The sequence below is a fragment of the Psychrobacter sp. 1U1 genome (assembly GCF_051847535.1).
Taxonomy (GTDB): Bacteria; Pseudomonadota; Gammaproteobacteria; order Pseudomonadales; family Moraxellaceae; genus Psychrobacter; species Psychrobacter saeujeotis.
This window is the reverse complement of sequence record NZ_JBPYDD010000002.1, coordinates 528,594-550,059: the sequence shown is the minus strand read 5'-3', so window position 1 is coordinate 550,059 and position 21,466 is coordinate 528,594. Positions and strand designations below refer to the sequence as shown.

Below are 21,466 nucleotides of genomic sequence, written 5' to 3'. Positions count from 1 at the left end.
TAATGTAGTTTGTTACATATAAAAGCTCCTATTACTGATTGGTAATAGGAGCTTTTTTTGTGCTTACTTTTATTTTTAATTAACAGAATAAAGTAGTGAAAGGGTAGAGTAGTGTAACTACTGCCGTTACAAGCGCGTATGGCAGGCGTAGTATTGATTGCAATTGAAGACTAGGCGTGTAATAAAAAAACTGGCACACTGTGCTCATTGGTTATTAGTACTATTTTGTTGAGAGTTGAAGCGATATTAAACAAACAAGCAGCTGATAACTGACGGTTAGATCACTACTAAATATTGTTATAATTATATAGTTGTATACTTACGATATTCATAGGCTTATTGCGATAACTCACACTGCACATGATCTTGTGCAATAGATGAACACAACAAAAACGCGATGATCTAACTTTTATATTCATTGATATTTTATTTTTACTACGAGAGGAAAAATCATGACTTTATCTACTAAAGTAAAATCTACTACAGTAAAACAAAAAATGATGAGCGGTGCATTGACTGGTGTATTAATGACTACGTTAGGTGTTGCAGCCCCAATGGTAGCATTGACTCAGTCTGCCACAGCGGCCCCTGCTGACAATTTGGTCGCAGCCAAACGCTTAAACAAGCTGTTAACCAATACTAAAAGCATGACTGCCAACTTCACTCAAACGACTAAAGGCGCAACCAATGGCACGTTTAAAGGTTCGATGAGTGTTCAACGTCCAAATAACTTTCGCTGGGAAACCAAGTCACCATCAGAACAGTTGATTGTTGCAAATGGTAACTCAATGTGGATCTATGATAAAGACTTGGAGCAAGCAACCAAGCAAGGTGTAGATAGTCAAGTAGGCAATACGCCAGCATTATTGTTGTCAGGTGATCCAAGTAAAATTGATAAAAACTTTAAAGTGACCCAACCGTACGAAAACAAAAATTACTACGTGTTATATCCTAAAACCGGTGATGCTAGCTTTAAAAATCTATCGGTAAGCTTTAGTGGTGGTAAACCGGTCATGATGGTATTAAATGACACACTTGGACAAACCACATCGATTAAGTTTAATGGCATCAAGCTTAACCCAAGTGTCAGCAGCAGTCAGTTTAACTTTACCCCGCCAAAAGGGGTAGATGTCATCAACCAATAATCAATTGATGCAAGACGATAGTATTGATTGATTTATCATTTTATCATTGATAAAGAGGTAGTCCATTACTTGGATATACCTCTTTTTTATTGACTAAAAACCCTATAGCAACACCACACATAGCAATGTTTATTTAAAGTAGCACTATGGGCAGGTTGCAATTGGATATATTTGGTTTACAATACTCGCAGTCTTGCCACGCATGTCAAATACTCTGCTGTATAGTGCTATTATATTTAAATATATCAGTTGTGTTTTTTGATACTTAATTACATTATTCAGTATTTTTATCAGTAATATTGGACTGTCAACCAAACGATCTGACCTGTTATAGTTTTAGTAGTGGATAGCACATTTTGTTTTATAAAATACATATTTTGTAGCATATAAAATGACTATATAATACTGTTAAAAACTGGCTTTTAATGGGTGATATGCGTATAGTGAGCAAACAGTTTATGCCAGTTGTCATACCATTGTTGATTACGCGTAATGAGTTATTAAATCAATTAAATGTCTAAATATGATATTGATTTAATAAATTTATCTTGCGTCTTTATTAGATGGATTTGATGACCAGCCTTTATCTAGATATGCTACAGTTTTTGTCTGATAGCATGGCTAAAGACTATCAGTGTCTCTGTTCTGAGTGTCAACATCGAAGATCGGTAGATTGCTTTACTGTTTTTAGTACTTAGATAAATCTACGGTTGGTATCGTCTTATACCGTCGTCAATAATCTTGATAATTGGTTGTTACCAGCACAGTCTTTGTGTTTTCGTCTGCGTCAGGTAATGCTATGCTATTATTCTTTGTAGAACAATGGTTTGCGTTATTTATGACACCAGATTGGGTGAGGAGCACGTATTATCATGTCTGCTTTTAATTGGTCAGCAGTCGCCTTTATTCTAGCCGCTATAGGACTAGTCGTTTTTATGCTGGTCGTTCCCCGTTTACTTGGCGGTCGCTCTCAGGGTTTACAAAAAGAAGAAGTGTTTGAAGCGGGCGTTGTCGGATCTGGCAATGCCCGTATTCGTTTGTCTGCCCAATTCTATTTGGTGGCTATCTTCTTTGTTATCTTTGATTTAGAGGCATTGTATTTGTATGCTTATGCGGTCTCAGTTCGTGAAGCCAGTTGGCTTGGGTTTGCGGCGGCAGCTGTGTTTATTGGTATTTTAATCATCGGTTTGGTATACGAGCTGAGTTTGGGTGCGATGAATTGGGCACCTGCCGATAGACGCCGTAAAAAAGAGCGTCTTTACGCTGCACCAGCAGGCTTTAATCTTGCTGATATTACCAAGTTCAATGGTACCCATGAGCTGATGGTAGACCCTACCGGTAAAATACCTGCGCAATCTTCAGGACAAGTCAATGTTTCAAACAACATTGAAACCAATCGTCGCCATCTACAAAGCATAGACCATATCAATACTACAGGTAATATTACGTCTGTAGATTTTGCAGCAGCTGCTCAGCAAGAGAAAAATAAACGTTAACTGTTTATAGCAATAGTGATGGTAAGTTGATTAGCCAGCTTTGCTTAATATAAAGGTTGTATGTTATGAAATACACATTAACAAAAGCCAACCCTGATGCAGATACCTATCCTGCACAGTCTCGCCAAACGGTCAATGACCCTATCGAAGATGAAGTCAATAAAAATGTCTTTATGGGTCGCCTAGAAGATCTGGTTCATTCAACAGCAAACTGGGGGCGTAAGCACTCATTATGGCCATTTAACTTTGGTACTTCTTGCTGTTATGTCGAATATGCAACAACACTTACTGCGGTTCATGATCTATCACGCTTCGGCGCAGAGGTTATTCGTGCCTCGCCTCGACAAGCAGATGTGATGATCGTTGCAGGTACTTGTTTTATTAAGATGGCACCCGTCATTCAACGTCTCTACGAGCAGATGCTTGAACCAAAATGGGTTATCTCAATGGGAGCATGTGCCAACTCTGGCGGTATGTATGATATCTACTCAGTAGTACAAGGTGTCGATAAAATTATCCCTGTTGATGTTTATGTTCCAGGTTGCCCGCCGCGTCCAGAGGCATTGATACAAGGTCTTATGCTATTGCAAGAGTCTATTACTCATGAGCGGCGTCCGCTAGGGGTTCACGTTAATGATCAGGGTATCTATCAGCCACAAATGACCCCTGAACGCGACCGTAAACAAGCCGATCGTATCGCTGTAAAAAACTTGCGTAGTCCAGATAGTATTTAGTACTGCTTATATTTGGCCAGACTTTATAGTATGTATTGGTTTGGTCAGTCGTAAATAACTCGTAAAAATGCGAAGTGCGCATACGCTTATCATAGTTTGATTATGATTAACATCGTTTAGTTATGATTAATGAAGGAATGTATCATTCATGGTCACGGTAGTCGAAAACAAAGATTCTAAGATAAAGTCTGTACCTGCAGTTATTAGAGAACTGGGGCACAATTATGCAGGTAAGTTTGTCGTGCAGCAGACTGTTGATGATATTCCAACGGTTTGGGTGGCGCGTGCCGATTTGCTTGATATACTTTTATTCTTACGTAAATTACCAAAGCCCTATGTCATGTTATTTGACTTATCAGCGATAGATGAGCGTCTGCGTCAGCATCGGGCCGGATTACCTGATAGTGACTTTACCGTATTTTATCATCTCATGTCGCTTGAACGTAATAGTGATATACGTATTAAGGTTGCTCTGAGCGAAGAGGATTTAAGTTTACCGAGCGCTACTAATATCTGGCCAAATGCCAACTGGTATGAGCGCGAAGTGTGGGATATGTTTGGCATCGTTTTTAGTGGTCATCCACACTTGACTCGTATCTTGTTGCCTAAATACTGGGAAGGTCATCCACTGCGCAAAGAGTACCATGCACGTGCGACCGAGTTTACGCCGTACTTCTTAAACACTGCTAAACAGCAGTATGAACAAGAAAACCTACGTTTTGTGCCAGAAGAATGGGGCATGAAACGCTCAGGGCGTGATGAAGACTTTATGTTCCTAAATATCGGTCCCAATCATCCCTCTGCTCACGGTGCATTCAGACTTGTATTGCAGCTCGATGGTGAAGAGGTGGTCGATTGTATTCCTGATATCGGTTATCACCATCGTGGCGCTGAAAAGATGGCAGAGCGCCAAACATGGCACTCATTTATCCCTTACACCGATCGTATTGATTATCTTGGTGGGGTGATGAATGAGTTACCGTACATCATGTCGGTCGAAAAGCTTGCGGGTATTACTGTACCAGATCGGGCGCAGACCATTCGCGTGATGATGAGTGAGTTTTTCCGCATTACTAATAACCTGCTATTTGTCGGTACTTTTATTCAGGATGCAGGTGGTATGACCCCTGTGTTTTATATGTTTACCGATCGCCAAAAAGCGTATGACGTTATCGAGGCTGTGACGGGTTATCGTATGCACCCAGCGTGGTTCCGTATTGGAGGTACAGCTGCTGATCTACCGCGCGGCTGGCAACGTCTGGTTCGTGAGTTTTTAGATTGGATGCCAAAGCGTCTGGATGAATATGTCAAAGCGGCCCTACAAAACAGTGTGCTAAAAGGACGAACCCAAGGCGTTGCGCAGTATAATGCCAAGCAAGCATTAGCTTGGGGCGTTACTGGAGCTGGTCTACGTGCGACGGGTGTGGATTTTGATTTGCGTAAAGCGCGTCCTTATATGGGTTATGAAAACTTTGATTTTGAAGTACCTATTGGTTACAACGGCGATGCTTATGACCGTTGTATGATCAAAGTCGAAGAGATGCGTCAGTCGTTACGCATTATTCGACAATGTATGGATCATATGCCGCAAGGCCCTTACAAGGCTGACCATCCACTAGCCGTACCACCGCCAAAAGATCGTACATTGAATGACATTGAAACACTGATTAATCACTTTATATCGGTATCTTGGGGTCCTGTAATGCCAGCGGGCGAGTGTACAACGATAGTGGAGGCCACCAAAGGTCTGAACAGTTATTACATAACGTCTGACAAAGCCACCATGAGCTATCGAACCCGTATCCGTACCCCAACATTTGCCCATTTGCAGCAAATGCCTTCTGTGATTAACGGCTCATTGGTATCTGATGCCATTATGTATCTGGCATCAATTGACATTGTGATGGCAGATTGCGATCGCTAAATATTAAAAAAGACAATTTAATCAATGCATTATTGCTAAATGACACGTCAAATGCGGTAATATTTTAATATAGCAAAAGTCGCAATAAGACATCCTTGTAGTGTGATAAAGCGTGATGATTGAGGAAAGATAGAAGATTATGAAAATTGTTTCCGATAAAATGCCAAAAGTAGATGTGGCAAACATTCTCACTACTGAGGAGATTGCAGCGATACATGAGTTTATGCATCATTATCCACATGCTCGCGCAGCCTCACTAGACGCATTAAAGATCGTACAAAAACGTAACGGCTGGGTAGATGACGCACAAGTAAATGCAATCGCCAATATTTTAGACATACCAGTGACAGATATGGATGGGGTTGCCACTTTCTTTAATCGTATTTATCGTCAGCCTGTTGGTCGTCATGTCATCTTAATTTGTGATTCTGTTGCCTGCTACTTGACTGGCTATGAAGCGCTATCAGCTGAGCTCAGATTGCAGCTTGGTATCGAATATGGACAGACTACACCCGATGGCCGTTTTACTTTACTACCAATCTGCTGTTTGGGTAATTGCGATAAAGGGCCAGCTGTACTGATTGATGAAGACACTTATGGTCCTATTCAGCCCTCCGAGGTCGCACAGTTATTGGAGCTATACGCATGAGATTAACACTGTCAGAGCAGATCGCTCGCCGTCGTCAAGGTCAAGCACCAAGCCAGCTTAATGATCAGCGTGTGCCAATTTATGGTGACAAAGCTACAGCCAATAGCAAAACCAAGCCATTAACATGGCGCTTAGCTCATCACGATGCTGTATTAGATTTGACGACGTATCAGTCTCTAGAAGGCTTTACTGGCCTAAAACAAGCTTTAGACAAATCTCCTAAAGCTGTTGAAGATATGATTAAGGCGGCCAATGTTAGAGGCCGCGGTGGTGCAGGTTTTAATGCTGGCCTAAAATGGTCATTTATGTCACCGCCAGACGGTTTGCCGCGCTATCTCATCTGTAATGCTGATGAGATGGAGCCAGGTACCTTCAAAGACCGCTTGTTAATGGAACGTCTGCCATTTCAGCTTATCGAAGGCATGCTTATTACTGCGCACGCTATTGGCGCAACCGATGGCTATATCTTTATCCGCGGTGAGTATATTTTGGCAGCCGAGCGTTTGGTTGCGGCCATCGAAGAGTGTTTAGCCAATAACCTGATGGGCGACAACATCTTAGGCTCAGATTTTAGTTTTCATTTACATGTGCACACAGGCGCTGGACGCTATATATGCGGTGAAGAAACAGCGCTTATCAATTGTTTAGAAGGCCGCCGAGCCAATCCACGTACCAAGCCGCCTTTTCCGCAAATCTCTGGCGCGTGGGGTAGACCAACAGTGGTCAATAACGTCGAGACGTTGAGTAATATGCCAGCTATTTTAAACCATGGCGTAGACTGGTATCAGTCGTTGTCTGAAATTAAAGGCAAAAGTAAAACCCCTGGTACAAAAATATTTGGCTGCTCAGGCTTGGTCAACGATCCAGGCTTATGGGAGCTACCATTTGGGTATACCGCTCGTGAGATTATCGAAGATTTGGCTGGTGGTATGATCGAGAGTAAAAAGCTAAAAGCTTGGTTACCAGGTGGGGCCTCGACTGACTTTTTAACGGCTGATCACTTAGATGTGGTAGTAGATTTTGACACCATTCAAGAAGCCGGTAGCCGCATGGGTACTGGACTGATTATGGTGGTCGATGAAGCACAAGATATGGTGCCACTGCTGCGTAACCTTGAGATTTTCTTTCAGCGTGAATCATGCGGCTGGTGTACGCCATGTCGTGATGGCCTGCCATGGGGCGTTAAGCTACTCACCGCTATCAACGATGGTGAAGGGCAAGTGGGCGATGTGGAAAAACTAGAGGGCTTAACACGTGACTTATGGATTGGTAAAACTTTCTGTGCCCATGCGCCAGGTGCGATGGAACCACTGATGAGTGCGATTAAATATTTCCGACCTGAGTTTGATCAAAAAATCGCACAGGCGGTTGGTGTAGACGTTATCGAAGCAGCAGCTTATCAACAGCCAGTAGCGAAATAAGGAGAACGGCATGGCAGTCATACATATTGATGGGACCACTGTCGAAGTAGATAGCAGCGATAATTTGCTACAAGCATGCTTGTCACTCGGCATTGATGTGCCATACTTTTGTTATCATCCAGCCTTAGGTTCAGTGGGCTCGTGTCGTCAGTGCGCCGTCAAGCAGTATCAGAATAAAGAAGATATGGAAGCGGGTAAAGGGCGTCTTGTGATGTCGTGTATGGTTGCGCCAGACGATGATATGTACATTTCAGTCACCGATGATGAAGCCAAAGCGTTTCGTAAGTCGATGATTGAGCTACTGATGACCAACCATCCGCACGACTGTCCAACTTGTGAAGAAGGTGGCCATTGTCACTTGCAAGATATGACTTATATGTCAGGTCATAACAGTCGTCGCTATCGCTTTACCAAACGCACGCACTATAATCAAGAGCTTGGGCCATTCATTGCGCATGAAATGAACCGCTGTATCGCTTGCTATCGCTGTGTACGTTTCTATAAAGACTACGCTGGTGGCGAGGATTTGGGTGTTTATGGTTCAAATAACCGCGTTTATTTTGGCCGTGATAAAGATGGTCAGTTTGAAAGTGAGTTTTCAGGTAACTTAACCGAAGTTTGTCCAACTGGTGTATTTACTGATAAAACCCATTCTGAGCGCTACAACCGTAAATGGGATATGCAGTATGCGCCTAGTATCTGTCATGGCTGCTCGGCTGGCTGTAACATTTCACCTGGTGAGCGTTATGGCGAGCTACGCCGTATCGAAAACCGCTATAACGGTGAGGTAAACCGTTACTTCTTATGTGATCGTGGTCGCTTTGGTTATGGTTATGTCAACCGTGCTGATCGCCCAACTCAAGCGCTTGAGCGTATCAATGATAAACACGTCAAAATCAATATTGACTATGCCTTAGATGAGACCATCAAGCGTGTTAAAGACAAAAAAGTCATTGGTATTGGCTCACCACGTGCCAGTTTGGAGACCAACTTTGCGCTAAAAAACTTAGTAGGTTTCGATAACTTCTCGACGGGTCTCAATCATCAACAACAAGCGCTGATTAATAAATGTATCGAAGTACTCAGTACTGAAGGTATCTACAACCCAAGTCTGACGGATGTTGAAAGTCATGACGCAGTATTGGTTTTGGGTGAGGATATTACTCAAACTTCATCGCGTGTCGCATTATCAGTACGTCAAGCGGCAAAAAACGAAGGTCTAAAGATGGCCGCAGCGCTCAAAACACAGGCTTGGCTTGCTGAACCTGTTAAGCGTATTGCGCAAGGGGCACTAAGCCCAGTTTATGTCATTGATGTAACCCAAACCAAGCTTGAAGATATCAGTAAAGTTAGTGTGGTGGCAACGCCAGAGGATATTATCAAGCTTGGCTTTAAGGTCGCCGATGAGATCGCTAATTTTGCAGATGATTTAAAACAAATTCAAGATCCACAAGCGACTGAACAACAAGATACAGATGTCATTGCTGATATTGACGGTATGCAGGCACTGGCTCAGCAGATCGCCTATGATTTGATTCAAGCAGAAAAGCCACTAGTCGTCTCAGGTAGCAGCTTATCATCGACTGCGCTGATAGAAGCAGCGGCACAGATTACTCAGGTACTCACGCAAAAACGAGTGGCTATCAAAGCAACCGAGCAACAACAAGTTGAAGCACATAACGCTAAGGTTACCGCCGCTCAGGCACAGGCAGCGGACGATCAGCCTGAAGAAGATAAAGAGCTCAAAGCCAAACCAGAAAAACCGAATACTGGTACTGATAAAGACGCACAAGATGATATTAAGCGTGAGCCTGCCGACAGCGATGAGCTAAGAGAAAATAGTCTTGAGCTAAAAGAGACAAATGACAGTTATCATGCACAAGCCGGTATTTATTTAGCGGTTCCAGACGCTAATAGTATGGGTGTTTGCCTACTTGGCGGTCAATCTACAGAAGAAATATTGGCCACTGATTTTGATGTTGTTATCGTTGCCGAAAATCAGCTGACTGATGCGATCGATGCCAACAAACTAACACAGTTGCTCGCTGACAAGACAGTCATTGCTTTAGATCATCAGCTGCTTGACTGGCACAAAGATGTCGATATTGTATTGCCAGCGGCAAGCTTTGCTGAAGCGGATGGTACTTTGGTGTCAAGCGAGGGCCGGGCTCAGCGCTTTTTCCAAGTTTACGATAACAACTACTACCATCCGATGAGCAGTATTAAAGAAGGCTGGCGCTGGTTGCATGCGGTTCATAGCAGCTTGGAAGGTCGAGATGTTGACTGGACACAGCTAGATGATGTAATTAACGCCTTAGTAGCGACTCATCCTAAGCTTATTGGTATTAAAGCTGCGGCGCCCAATGCTGATTATCGTATCACGGGTCTTAAGATTGCTCGTCAGCCGCGTCGTTACTCTGGTCGCACCGCAATGCGTGCGCCAATATCTGTGCATGAACCAATGCAGCCAAAAGACTGGGATACCAGCTTAACTTTTTCGATGGAAGGTTATAGCGGCAAACAAACCCCAAGCTCAATGATTCCTTTTGCTCATGCGCCAGGTTGGAATTCTCCACAAGCATGGAACAAGTATCAAGATAAAGTGGGCGGTCATCTCAAAAACGGTGATCCAGGCGTACGTTTGTTCGATACGACAGAGCGTCTACCGACGCGTCAATATATCGCACCAGAAACAAGTTCGACCACAACGACAGATATAGTGCAAGGCCAAGCCAAATTGGTACCTATTTATAATATCTACGCCAGCTCAATAATGGCATCACGAAGTCCAATCGTTGCAGAGCAACTACCTGTAGCAGCATGGCGTATCAGTGTTGACGATGCCAAAGATTGGAATGTCGCGACTGGTGATTACCTAGCTATCGAGATCGATAAGCAACAAATTACCTTGCCCGTTCAGCTTGTTGGTTATTTAGCAGAAGGCTGTATCGGCTATCCAGTCGGACAAGTAAACATTATCCATCCATCAATGCCAGCTTCGGTACAAAAAGTAGATGCGCCAGTAACGATGGTAGGTAATATAGCTGATGATAATTCTTTGATACGTAACAGCGAGACTGGTAATGGTCTTGATGATAATCGCTCAACTCAAACAACGATAGCTCCGACCACTACACAGGAGATGTAATATGCAAGTGACCCGTATTATTCCTGATGTACCAAATTTTTTGGCTGACAGCATGACCTTTGATACTTGGTCTATTCTGTTTTTGGTCGGGCAGTCTTTGATGATTTTTTTGGTCGTCGTTTTGGTAGCTGCCATCATGATTGTCTACGAGCGTCGTATGTTAGCGCTGTGGCAAGATCGTTACGGCCCCAACCGTGTCGGGCCTTTTGGCTCTTTACAGCTGGTTGCCGATATGCTCAAAATCTTCTTTAAAGAAGATTGGATACCAAAATTTACTGATAAGTTTATGTTTACCTTGGCGCCTGCAGTAGCTATGTTCACTGCATTGGCCTCATTTGCCATTATACCGGTCTCGCCAACGCTTGGTGTTGCTGATTGGGATATTGGCATTTTGTTTTTCTTTGCCATGGCAGGTATCGCTGTCTACGCGGTGATGTTCGGTGGCTGGGCCTCTGCCAACAAGTTCTCATTACTTGGCGGTCTGCGTTCTGCGGCGCAAACCATCAGTTATGAGGTGTTTTTAGGCTTGTCTTTGATGGGCGTAGTGGCCCTAACTGGCTCATTTAACCTACGTGAAATTGTCGAATCGCAAATTGATGGTTGGTATATCATTCCACAGTTTTTCGGCTTTTTGACCTTTGTGGTCGCTGGAGTGGCGGTAACGCATAGACATCCATTTGATCAGCCAGAAGCCGAGCAAGAGCTCGCCGAAGGTTACCATGTCGAATACTCTGGTATGAAGTTCGGTATGTTCTTTATCGGTGAATATGTCAATGTGGTACTCATTTCTGCGCTAATGACTTGTTTGTTCTTTGGGGGCTGGCTTGCACCTTTTAATTTAGATATTCCATTTGTCCCGCCAGCTTTTTGGTTCATGATAAAAACGCTATTTTTTATGACCCTATTTGTTTTGGCTCGAGGCTCACTTATGCGTCCGCGTTATGATCAGGTGATGAATTTTGGTTGGAAAGTCTGTCTGCCAGTTACTTTGATCAATCTACTGATTACTGCTGCTGTTATATTGATGTTTTCTCCGGCACTGTAGTTTTGGTAAAGATTTAAAGTAATGCTGATAAGGATAATAATCCCATGTTTACTACGATAAAAAAGATTGTCATTGGTATTTTTACCATTGTCCGCAGCATGTGGATGGTCAATAGCCATGCGATTAGGCCGCGCGATACCATACTGTATCCTGAAGAGCCTGTGCCAGTACCGCCGCGTTTTCGGGGACGTATTATATTATCTCGTGATCCAGACGGTGATGAGCGCTGCGTTGCTTGTAACTTATGTGCAGTAGCGTGTCCGGTTGGTTGTATCTCACTACAAAAAGCCGAGCGTGAAGATGGGCGCTGGTATCCAGAGTTCTTTCGAATCAATTTTTCACGTTGCATCTTTTGCGGATTATGTGAAGAAGCGTGTCCAACGACTGCAATTCAAATGACACCAGATTTTGAGTTGGGTGAGTATAATCGTCAGGATTTGGTCTACGAAAAAGAGCATTTACTTATTTCAGGACCAGGTAAATATCCTGATTATAACTACTATCGCGTCTCTGGTATGGCCGTGGCAGATAAACCAAAAGGGGCTGCACAAAATGAAGCCGCACCTATTGATCTTCGGAGCTTGTTGCCATGATGAATATCTTAAACAACCCTGAGTTAGCAGGTTTTTATTCACTTGCGGCAGTCGCTATTTTTGCTAGTCTGCGTGTGGTCACTCATGCCAACCCAGTACATGCTATTTTATCAATGATCGTATCATTGTTAGCGATAGCCGGTATATTTTTTGTATTGGGTGCGCCCTTTGCTGGGGCGCTTGAGATCGTTGTATACGCTGGCGCAATTATGGTGCTTTTCGTCTTTGTGATTATGATGCTCAATCTTGGCATGGCTAATGATGCTCGTGAAGAGCGTTGGCTCAATGCAGGAACATGGGCAGTACCAACTGGATTGACGGTAATTATTGCGGTTGTGCTGTATGCGATGATTGGTCTTAACCATAATGAAGTCGCCATGATTGGCGGTACGACCATTTCTGCCAAAGCGGTTGGTACGGCACTGTTTACTAAGTATGTCATGTTGGTTGAGGTAGCCGCGCTGCTATTATTGGCAGCCCTAGTTGCTGCTTATCATTTGGGCAAAGAGTCTGTAGATGATGAGATCACTGGTAACGATAGCCAAAACTTTCATCCAAGTGTGGGTAATATCATAGAACATGAGAGTAATGACAGTTATGCAGATAATGAAGCTGTCAGAATAGCTGAACCATACGAATACAAAGAAGTAGATCCACATGACTATGTAGGTGTGCAACGAGTCACGCGTAAGGAGTCCGACTGATGATATTAGCAGCGAGCGTGGCACAAGATGTGTCCACCGTCCCGTTTGCCCATGAAGTAGCAGGCTTCGTGCAGCCAGTTGCTGAGGCGCAGGGCGTACTGGGTATGATACCTATGAGTCATGGACTCATCTTGGCAGGTGTATTGTTTGCTATTGGACTATGCGGTGTCATGGTACGTCGTAACTTTTTATTCATGCTAATGAGTCTTGAGATTATGATGAATGCGGCGGCATTAGCATTTGTAGTGGCAGGTAGCCGCTGGGTCGACCCAGACGGACAGATCATGTTTATCTTTATATTGACATTAGCCGCCGCTGAGGCAGCCATCGGTTTAGCGATATTACTACAGTTTTACCATAAGCGTGGACATCTCGATGTCGATAGCGCCAATGAGATGAAGGGATGATGTCATGAGTTTATTACCATTAACCTTTATACTTCCGCTCATTGGCTTTTTAATATTAGCCTTTATGCGTGACAAGCTAACTGAACAAGCAGCTGCATTTGTCGGTGTTGGGAGCATGCTGTTATCTGCATTGTGTGCCTTGGTTGTCAGTTATACTTTTTTGATGGACAATCCAGCAGGTACCGTAATACAAGTACCGCTATGGACGTGGTTTCAAGTTGGCGACTTTGCGCCAAGCTTTGCTCTAAGCTTTGATGGTTTAGCATTGACCATGACTGGGATTATTACTGGTATTGGCTTTTTAATCCATCTGTTTGCCGCTTGGTATATGAAAGGTGATAAAGGCTTTGCCCGTTTTTTTAGTTATATGAACCTATTTGTCGCCAGCATGCTGTTGCTGGTACTCGCAGACGATTTATTACTGCTCTATCTTGGCTGGGAAGGCGTAGGTATTTGCTCATACCTATTGATTGGTTTTTACTTTGAAGATCGTGCCAATGGCCGAGCTGCGATGAAAGCCTTTACTGTTACTCGTGTCGGTGATGTCTTCTTAGCATTTGGACTGTTTTTACTGTTTCGTGAATTTGGTACGCTCAATATTCAAGAGATTATTACGCGAGCGCCAGAGATGGTTGATCTTAACAATCCAACGATGATGTTGACTACTATGATGCTGGTTGGCGGTGCAATGGGTAAGTCCGCACAGTTGCCACTACATACGTGGCTTGCCGATGCGATGGCAGGCCCAACACCCGTTTCGGCCTTGATTCACGCAGCGACCATGGTGACCGCGGGCGTTTATCTAATCGCACGTATGCATCCGTTATTTATTTTGACTCCTGGTATTCTTTTATATTGGGTCGGGGCAGTAGGCGCGTTGACACTTGTTGTCGCTGGTTTTTGCGCATTAGTGCAAACAGATATCAAGCGTATCTTAGCGTATTCGACCATGAGTCAAATCGGCTATATGTTTTTAGCATTAGGCGTTGGTGCATGGCAAGGTGCGATCTTCCATTTGATGACCCATGCTTTCTTTAAAGCCTTGCTATTCTTATCATCAGGTGCAGTCATCCTTGCAGTCCATCATGAGCAAGATATCTTTAAGATGGGCGGCTTACGTAGAAAGATACCATTGGTATTTTGGTGCTATATCGTCGGTGGCGGTGCGCTTGCAGCCATACCTTGGGTGACGGTAGGTTTTTACTCCAAAGAAGCCATTCTTTGGGAGGCCTATGCTACTGGTCATCAAGTCTTATTCTATATGGGTGTATTCGGTGCATTCTTAACGGCAATCTATACTTTCCGTATGATTTGGATTGTCTTTTTTGGCGAAGAGAAAACACCTGCACATAAGTTATCTGGTGTGTCGTATTGGTTGCCATTGACTGTACTGTTAGTACTATCCACGGCAGTGGGCGCACTCATAACGCCACCGTTACAAGGTGTGTTGCCAGAGAGCGTAGGGCATTTATTAGAAGTTGCAGGTCAAGCGCACGCCAAACATACGGCGGAATATATCGCGATGGGTGCAATGCTGGCTGGATTGATAATAGCCGCTTTATTATATGTGGTTGATAAGGGCCGGATGTTATCGCGCTTTAAACAATCAAGTATTGGTGGCGCGCTATATTACTGGTGCTATAACGGTATGGGCTTTGATGCGCTATACGATTTGATTTTTGTAAAACCCTTTTTATTCATTGGTCGCTTATTTAAAGCCGATCCCATTGATAAAACATGGAACATATTACCTATGTTGGCATCAGCAGGGAACAAAGCGATGTCTGCAACGCAAACAGGGTCACTTCGAGGTTATGCTGCAAGTTTTGGCTTGGGTATGGCTGTGCTGTTAGTGCTGGTAATGATGATGGTGGTATAAGATGATAGAGTTACAACAAACGTGGATGCTGCCAGCATTGATTGCAATTCCATTTATTGCAGGGTTGTTATGCTGGTTGGTTGAGCGAATAAACAAGCGTCTGCCGCGGTGGATTGCTTTGATCGGCATGATGCTGACCTTTGGGTTGTCACTTGTATTATGGCAGTATGGCGACTTTTCAGGCATGAGTAAGCAAGTCATAGCACCGCAATCTGCTGTGCCATGGGTCGCTGAATATAATGTGCCATGGATACCAAGTTTTGGTATTAGCTTTCATTTAGCAATAGATGGTATGTCGCTCCTGATGATTGCACTGACAGGGTTACTTGGTGTTGCTGCTGTTGCTTGTTCATGGAATGAGATTCAACGCCGTGTTGGGTTTTTTCATCTGAACTTGTTATGGAGTTTGGGCGGCGTTATAGGCGTGTTCTTAGCGATTGATATGTTCCTCTTCTTTTTCTTTTGGGAGATGATGCTGGTTCCTATCTATTTCTTGATTGCTATCTGGGGTCATGATGTCGCTGGTGGTAAGACTAAAGAATACGCTGCCACCAAGTTCTTTATTTATACCCAAGCTTCTGGGCTTATCATGCTCATTGGTATTTTGTTATTAGTACTCTTCAATTATGCTAATCGCGGTGTGGTTAGCTTTAATTATAATGACTTACTCGGTACGCCACTTGGCGGCTGGGAATATCCAATCATGCTTTGCTTTTTTATTGGTTTTGCCGTCAAGCTGCCAATTATTCCTTTTCATGGCTGGTTGCCGGATGCCCATGCGCAGGCACCAACAGCAGGCTCGGTGGATTTGGCAGGGGTGCTAATTAAGACAGCAGCTTATGGTTTGATTCGTTTTGTGTTGCCCTTGTTTCCTGCAGCGTCTCAAGAGTTTGCACCGATTGCGATTACGTTAGGTACGATTGGTATCTTTTATGGGGCATGGCTTGCCTTTATGCAAACCGATATGAAGCGCTTGCTTGCCTATACCAGTATTTCGCACATGGGCTTTGTGGTTTTGGCGATTTATGCAGGTACATTACTCAGTCTGCAAGGCTTAATGATTCAGATGCTTGCACACGGGCTTAGCTCGGCTGCACTATTTATTATGGCAGGGCAGCTCTATGAGCGTCTACATACTCGTGATTTGACTTTGATGGGCGGTATGTGGGGACAGTTCCGTTATTATGCTCCAATATTGATGTTCTTTTGCGCGGCACTTCTAGGTATTCCTGGTACAGGTAACTTTATCGGTGAATTCATGATTTTATTTGGCGCATTTGCTCAGTACCCCGTATTTGTAGTACTAGCAACCTTTAGCTTAGTGTTGGCTGGTTTATATTCTTTAATCTTAATTTACCGCGCACTGTTTGGGATTAATAATATTGAAGAGGTGGCGTTGCACGAGACCAAATCACATGGTTTGCCAACACGCAAATTAAAAGACCTGGGCAAGCGTGAGCTGTCATTACTACTGATGTTAGCGGCTGGATTGGTATGGCTTGGCCTTTACCCGCAGCCGATACTGGATACATCAAGTCAAGCCATGCAGTGGATTAATAATGCATATGTCTACAGTGAAATCACTCAAGTAGATGCGTCACAGTTACTTGATGCAATGGAGGCACGTTAAGTCATGAATGATATTACGATGAATGATTTGATGGGGCTAATGCCTTATGCACCAATCATTGCAGTGGTAGTTACAACGTTATTGGCCATGATTGCGATTACTATTAAGCGCTCGCATGTTATCACTGGCACTATTACCGTGACTGGACTAAACGTTGGTCTATTTATCCTACTTGCACAAATAGGAGGAGTAATAGACAGCAGATATGCATTGCCAAGCGCTGAGCAGTTATTTGTAATCGATAATTTTGCTCAGTTTAATATGGTCGTTATTTTTATCTGTGCATTAGCATGTTGTACATTAGCTTACGCGTATTTGGCCAATCTTAAAGACAATAAAGATGAGCTGTACTTACTGATGTTAGTGTCGACCACTGGCGCGCTCTTAATGGTATCGGCGCAGCATATGGCGGCATTCTTTATGAGCTTAGAGCTTTTGTCTATACCGCTATATGGTCTGCTGTCTTATACTTTTTTACGTAATCGCTCACTTGAATCGGGGCTTAAGTACTTAGTATTGTCAGCGACTGCCTCTGCTACCTTATTGATGGGGATGGCTTTCATTTATGCCCAAGTTGGCTCATTGGCATTCAAACCTATTAGCTTAGTATTGGGTGATATATTTGAATCACCATTACTGATATTGGGTACGGCATTAATGATGTTTGGTATTGCTTTTAAGCTATCAGCAGCTCCTTTTCATATGTGGACGCCAGATGTATACGAGGGAGCGCCAGCTCCTATAGCGACTTATCTGGCTTCAGTCTCTAAAGTTGCTATGATGGCACTTGCTGTCCGCTTTTTGATTGATACGGCTTTATTGGCATTACCATCAGTACAGATACTAATTATGGTCATGGCAACCTTGTCTATTTTGGTCGGTAACTTATTGGCAGTACGTCAAACCAATTTAAAGCGCTTACTGGGGTATTCTTCTATTGCTCATATGGGTTATGTGCTGATTGTAATCGTTAGTATTGGTAGTGCCGCTGATAGCATCACTAGTATGTATATGGCCGTTTATGCCTTTACTTCTATCGGTGCGTTTGGTGTTGTGACTTTAATGTCTAGCCCTTATCGATTGGCCGGTGAAGCTGATGAGCTGATACATTATCAAGGATTGTTCTGGCGTCGTCCGGTACTAACGGCTGTTATGACAATTATGATGCTCTCATTGGCTGGTATTCCATTGACTGCTGGCTTTATTACCAAGCTATTTGCCATACTGGCAGCTGTTCAGGGTACGAACTGGTTCTTGGCTGCGATGATTGTTTTGGGTAGTGCTATCGGGTTGTTCTACTATTTACGTGTCATGCTGACACTGTTTAAACGTCCAAAAGAGTTTATTGAGTTTGATGTGGCAGGACAATGGGGCATTCGCATGGGTGGACTGATGGTCATCGGTGTGACCGCAGTGATTATTTTCTTTGGTATATTACCCAACAGTATGATTGTATGGTCGAGTATGGCTCGTATCTGGTAATATAAGCTATATATAAAGAGGCTTAATAAGCTTAACTTAAGCTGCGCTGTAGCAGTTACTGATAGAAAACCAAGATGCGCTGAGTTTATGATAAGCTTGGCGCATCTTTTTTATTTGTTCGTTTTAATAACCACGCAAAAATTAACAAAATATAAGTGACTAATTATTATGAGTGAAGACAATATTCAAACCGTTAAAGTACTGAGTAAGACCACTTGGACACCCAGTCTGTTTAGCTTTACCGTAACGCGTCCAGACAGCTTTAAGTTTACTGCCGGGCAGTTTGTACGTTTGGGCGTCAATCCCAGTAAGCTACAATACTACAAGCAGCAAGACAAGGCACCAAGCCAAGTAACTGACGCCGCGCCGGACGAGGATATATTCCGCGCTTACTCGATAGTATCTTCACCGTTTGATGAAGTGCTGGAGTTCTTCTCTATTGTGATTCCTGATGGGGCGTTTACCTCACAGTTGCAGCATCTCCAAGTGGGAGATGAGTTACTCCTCAATACTATGCCATTTGGCTTTTTAACTTTGGCTCGCTATCAACAGCCGTTACCAAAAGATTTATGGTTGCTTGCAACTGGCACTGGCTTGGCACCTTTTTTGTCGATGCTACAAGATTTGCAAACATGGCAAGACTACGAGCATATCGTCCTAGCCTATAGTGCGCGCTCAAAAGAAGAGCTGGCGTACGTTGAGCAGATAAAGCAGTTGCAAGCTGATTTTGGTTCGTTAGTTGATGATCCTGCCCGCTTAATCTTTGTGCCGATTGTGACTCGTGAACCTATGGAGGGTGCACTTACCGAGCGTTTGCCACAATTATTACTAAATGGTGAGCTTGAGAAGCGGGCTGGCATAAAGCTAGATAATGATAGCGCTCATGTGATGCTGTGCGGTAATCCAGAAATGGTAGAAGATACCAAAGAGACCTTGAAAGAATTAGGCTTTGTTATGAACCGCCGCGGTGAAGGGAACATTGCAGTAGAAAACTATTGGTAATCGATAGATAAGTCATTGGCTTTGAGAGTAATGACAAATGATTAAAAAAACGCTGCAATCTGATGATTGGCAGCGTTTTTTGTTACCCAATAAAAGCTGTAATATAGATCGTAGCTATTCTGTATTGGGCTCAGTTGCGTCATTTATAGGATTGATAGGTCCATGCATTAATTCGGGTTCATCATCATCACCAATGATATCTTCGCCACTACTACTGCCCAATAAGTCGCGATAATTGATCTGCGCTTTTAGAATCAATTGATCTTCTTCAACCTCTCCGTAATTTACCTGTACCTTGTGTAGGGTACTCATGATTTTTTGGTTCTTCTTAAGCCAGCGATTGATATCGAGATAAATGATATCTTCTTTAGCACGGGCGATATTGATATAAGTTAAAATTACGCCTAAAGGGTCTTTTTTTAGGACGCTATGATAAAACCAGATAGCAAGTTTGATACCTTGAAGCTTTAAGAATGATTCGCAGCGTAAGTTAAGCACATCTGTATAGGTCAACTGACCAAACACAAAACGTTGCACATTACGATCAAGTTGGGCATGTACTAAACTAAAATTACCAGCTACTTCAGCATAAATGCCAGCAGCATTTACTGTACAGTATAGGCGAAACCAATCATCGTGTAACTCGACTCTCAACTCTAAAATAGATTTGACATTGTCCGTGACGAACTTTTGCAGCGCATCGTTGACGTATTTTTGGGCAACTGGCAAAGCCAATTCATCATCCAGCTTATCAGCAGTTTTATTATAAATATTCTTAATACTTTGGGTTAGGCCCTCCCAACCGTCACTAAACGACTCGTTGAATTGATAGCCAAGATTATCGGAGAAGTCATCGAAATTATCGAAGTTATCGAAGTTACTCAAACTTGTTATCCTTATGATTATAGTAGGATTGTTTTTACCAGATGATTAATCGTCAGACGCTAATCGATAGCGTAGATAGCACTATGACGAGTGAAAATAGTATATAGCAAAATAGCATACCAAAAAACGCAAGGCCTTATATTGTAGCAAATAACCTAAAAAACATAACGAAGAGTGTCAAGCAAGCACAAGTTGGTCGCAAGGCTTTTAGTCACAAGCTTTATTTGTATTTTGATTATGATAAAGTGACACCATAGCGATACAACTGTTGCTCATGTTATGATGGCACAAATACAGCGATTGATCGGCATAATTATTGCTTATCAGAGGGCTACAATCTGCATAATGCGGTATGATCGTATCAAAACGATGACCGCTGTTTTTACGCTTATAATTTGAGATTTATTGTGGCCCATATTAAAGACTCTCAAAGCTATCATTTTTCTACGCCCACTGCGGCGCGTGATTTTAGTTTACCGTTTGCTATTGTTATTGCGTTATTCGTACATGGCGCCCTTATTTTTGGCATCAGTTTCTCTATGGGTCAAGATCCCGCTGCATTGATGCAAGACGTGGCAAAAGCTTTGACAGACAATATGCAGCCAAACGAAGATGCTCATTATATTGCAAATGCTTCCCAACAAGGTGGCGGCTCAGTACGTCAACAAGTGCGACAAGAAAGCGTCCAAACAAGTCCATTGACCTCAGAGCAGATAAGCAAAACGCAAGATGTTATCAATCTGCAGCGCCAAGTACGTCAACAGCGTTATCAAGAAAGTTATCTACGTACCACTTTGAGCTGGCGTAAGGCTGATGTAGAAGCTGATAATGACAGCAAGCAAGCGCAAGATGATATGATGGCGCAAGAGGAGAGACTGCGTCAGCAGATTGCCACTTTAGAGGCGCAGTTGTCTCAACGTCAACAGGTATATGCTACCAAGTCTAAAGTAGTGACCGTTGATAGCAACTCGACGACGCGCGGCGCTGCAGCGGACTATATCGAAACCTTCCGTGAGCATGTCGAACGAGTTGGTAACTTGCATTATCCAGTGCAGGCACGTGCCCAAGGTATCACAGGTGAAGTGCGTCTTATGGTGATTATTAGCAATGATGGCAATATTAAAGCCATTCGCTTACTTGAAAGCTCAGGCTCGACGATATTGGATGAAGCTGCGAAGCAGTCAGTACGACAAGCTGCGCCCTTTGGTAAATTTACCGCAGATATGAATGATATTGTCGAGCTGCGTTTGATACGTACCTATCGTTATAGTGATAAAGTAGAAGTCACCTATTAAGAGTAAGTAGGTGAAGAACAGTGGGTT

17 protein-coding genes are annotated in these 21,466 nt (G+C 43.2%); 16 read left to right on the top strand and 1 reads right to left on the bottom strand.

From position 1 onward, the window contains the following. The first annotated feature begins 452 nt into the window (after positions 1 to 452). The 15 genes from lolA (at position 453) to ACS8FB_RS04475 (ending at position 19,259) form a co-directional block, all read left to right on the top strand. Positions 453 to 1,145, top strand: a complete 693-nt coding sequence (lolA, locus tag ACS8FB_RS04545; RefSeq protein ID WP_439261236.1) for an outer membrane lipoprotein chaperone LolA — start codon at positions 453 to 455, stop codon at positions 1,143 to 1,145. 872 nt (positions 1,146 to 2,017) lie between these two features. After that, positions 2,018 to 2,641 (top strand): NADH-quinone oxidoreductase subunit A, encoded by a 624-nt coding sequence (gene ndhC / locus ACS8FB_RS04540; RefSeq protein ID WP_299219091.1) that lies wholly within the window; start codon positions 2,018 to 2,020, stop codon positions 2,639 to 2,641. Between the two features lie 65 nt (positions 2,642 to 2,706). Beyond that, positions 2,707 to 3,375, top strand: coding sequence for a NuoB/complex I 20 kDa subunit family protein (locus ACS8FB_RS04535; RefSeq protein WP_299219093.1), 669 nt, complete (start codon positions 2,707 to 2,709; stop codon positions 3,373 to 3,375). Between the two features lie 148 nt (positions 3,376 to 3,523). After that, the gene (gene nuoC, locus ACS8FB_RS04530) at positions 3,524 to 5,299 is read left to right on the top strand and encodes an NADH-quinone oxidoreductase subunit C/D (RefSeq protein WP_439261233.1); all 1,776 of its coding nucleotides are present in this window, start codon (positions 3,524 to 3,526) and stop codon (positions 5,297 to 5,299) included. A gap of 139 nt (positions 5,300 to 5,438) precedes the next feature. Then, positions 5,439 to 5,948, top strand: a complete 510-nt coding sequence (nuoE, locus tag ACS8FB_RS04525) for an NADH-quinone oxidoreductase subunit NuoE (RefSeq protein WP_439261231.1) — start codon at positions 5,439 to 5,441, stop codon at positions 5,946 to 5,948. Then, positions 5,945 to 7,369: an NADH-quinone oxidoreductase subunit NuoF gene (gene nuoF, locus ACS8FB_RS04520; RefSeq protein WP_439261229.1), complete on the top strand. Its 1,425-nt coding sequence runs from the start codon at positions 5,945 to 5,947 to the stop codon at positions 7,367 to 7,369. The genes nuoE and nuoF overlap by 4 nt, the downstream gene beginning before the upstream one ends. 10 nt (positions 7,370 to 7,379) lie before the next feature. Then, entirely contained in the window at positions 7,380 to 10,517 is a 3,138-nt protein-coding gene (gene nuoG / locus ACS8FB_RS04515) for an NADH-quinone oxidoreductase subunit NuoG (protein ID WP_439261228.1), read from the top strand. Between the two features lie 52 nt (positions 10,518 to 10,569). Next, on the top strand, positions 10,570 to 11,562 hold the full coding sequence (nuoH, locus tag ACS8FB_RS04510; RefSeq protein ID WP_439261305.1) for an NADH-quinone oxidoreductase subunit NuoH: 993 nt from the start codon (positions 10,570 to 10,572) through the stop codon (positions 11,560 to 11,562). Between the two features lie 44 nt (positions 11,563 to 11,606). Continuing rightward, complete coding sequence (gene nuoI / locus ACS8FB_RS04505) at positions 11,607 to 12,155, top strand: NADH-quinone oxidoreductase subunit NuoI (protein WP_299219102.1); 549 nt, start codon at positions 11,607 to 11,609, stop codon at positions 12,153 to 12,155. Then, entirely contained in the window at positions 12,152 to 12,859 is a 708-nt protein-coding gene (gene nuoJ, locus ACS8FB_RS04500; RefSeq protein ID WP_439261226.1) for an NADH-quinone oxidoreductase subunit J, read from the top strand. The genes nuoI and nuoJ overlap by 4 nt, the downstream gene beginning before the upstream one ends. 98 nt (positions 12,860 to 12,957) lie before the next feature. Further along, entirely contained in the window at positions 12,958 to 13,266 is a 309-nt protein-coding gene (gene nuoK / locus ACS8FB_RS04495; RefSeq protein WP_439261304.1) for an NADH-quinone oxidoreductase subunit NuoK, read from the top strand. Between the two features lie 4 nt (positions 13,267 to 13,270). Further along, positions 13,271 to 15,145 carry an NADH-quinone oxidoreductase subunit L gene (nuoL, locus tag ACS8FB_RS04490; RefSeq protein WP_439261225.1) on the top strand — a complete coding sequence of 625 codons (1,875 nt, stop codon included), beginning with the start codon at positions 13,271 to 13,273 and terminating at the stop codon, positions 15,143 to 15,145. Between the two features lies 1 nt (position 15,146). Further along, positions 15,147 to 16,775: an NADH-quinone oxidoreductase subunit M gene (gene nuoM / locus ACS8FB_RS04485; protein WP_058368355.1), complete on the top strand. Its 1,629-nt coding sequence runs from the start codon at positions 15,147 to 15,149 to the stop codon at positions 16,773 to 16,775. Positions 16,776 to 16,778: 3 nt separating this feature from the next. Then, on the top strand, positions 16,779 to 18,257 hold the full coding sequence (locus ACS8FB_RS04480) for an NADH-quinone oxidoreductase subunit N (RefSeq protein WP_439261224.1): 1,479 nt from the start codon (positions 16,779 to 16,781) through the stop codon (positions 18,255 to 18,257). A gap of 168 nt (positions 18,258 to 18,425) precedes the next feature. Then, entirely contained in the window at positions 18,426 to 19,259 is an 834-nt protein-coding gene (locus tag ACS8FB_RS04475; protein ID WP_439261223.1) for a ferredoxin--NADP reductase, read from the top strand. Positions 19,260 to 19,373: 114 nt separating this feature from the next. On the opposite strand, the gene ACS8FB_RS04470 is transcribed toward ACS8FB_RS04475, so the two are convergent. Next, on the bottom strand, positions 19,374 to 20,144 hold the full coding sequence (locus tag ACS8FB_RS04470; protein ID WP_439261222.1) for a hypothetical protein: 771 nt from the start codon (positions 20,142 to 20,144) through the stop codon (positions 19,374 to 19,376). A gap of 407 nt (positions 20,145 to 20,551) precedes the next feature. Here ACS8FB_RS04470 and ACS8FB_RS04465 point away from each other — a divergent pair, with 407 nt between their 5' ends. Further along, entirely contained in the window at positions 20,552 to 21,439 is an 888-nt protein-coding gene (locus tag ACS8FB_RS04465) for an energy transducer TonB (protein ID WP_439261221.1), read from the top strand. Positions 21,440 to 21,466: the final 27 nt, after the last annotated feature.

Excerpts from the sequence above, each read along its gene's own strand:
- lolA (WP_439261236.1), top strand. The coding sequence starts at position 453 with ATGACTTTATCTACTAAAGTAAAATCTACTACAGTAAAACAAAAAATG.
- ndhC (WP_299219091.1), top strand. The coding sequence starts at position 2,018 with ATGTCTGCTTTTAATTGGTCAGCAGTCGCCTTTATTCTAGCCGCTATA.
- ACS8FB_RS04535 (WP_299219093.1), top strand. The coding sequence starts at position 2,707 with ATGAAATACACATTAACAAAAGCCAACCCTGATGCAGATACCTATCCT.
- nuoC (WP_439261233.1), top strand. The coding sequence starts at position 3,524 with ATGGTCACGGTAGTCGAAAACAAAGATTCTAAGATAAAGTCTGTACCT.
- nuoE (WP_439261231.1), top strand. The coding sequence starts at position 5,439 with ATGAAAATTGTTTCCGATAAAATGCCAAAAGTAGATGTGGCAAACATT.
- nuoF (WP_439261229.1), top strand. The coding sequence starts at position 5,945 with ATGAGATTAACACTGTCAGAGCAGATCGCTCGCCGTCGTCAAGGTCAA.
- nuoG (WP_439261228.1), top strand. The coding sequence starts at position 7,380 with ATGGCAGTCATACATATTGATGGGACCACTGTCGAAGTAGATAGCAGC.
- nuoH (WP_439261305.1), top strand. The coding sequence starts at position 10,570 with ATGACCTTTGATACTTGGTCTATTCTGTTTTTGGTCGGGCAGTCTTTG.
- nuoI (WP_299219102.1), top strand. The coding sequence starts at position 11,607 with ATGTTTACTACGATAAAAAAGATTGTCATTGGTATTTTTACCATTGTC.
- nuoJ (WP_439261226.1), top strand. The coding sequence starts at position 12,152 with ATGATGAATATCTTAAACAACCCTGAGTTAGCAGGTTTTTATTCACTT.
- nuoL (WP_439261225.1), top strand. The coding sequence starts at position 13,271 with ATGAGTTTATTACCATTAACCTTTATACTTCCGCTCATTGGCTTTTTA.
- nuoM (WP_058368355.1), top strand. The coding sequence starts at position 15,147 with ATGATAGAGTTACAACAAACGTGGATGCTGCCAGCATTGATTGCAATT.
- ACS8FB_RS04480 (WP_439261224.1), top strand. The coding sequence starts at position 16,779 with ATGAATGATATTACGATGAATGATTTGATGGGGCTAATGCCTTATGCA.
- ACS8FB_RS04475 (WP_439261223.1), top strand. The coding sequence starts at position 18,426 with ATGAGTGAAGACAATATTCAAACCGTTAAAGTACTGAGTAAGACCACT.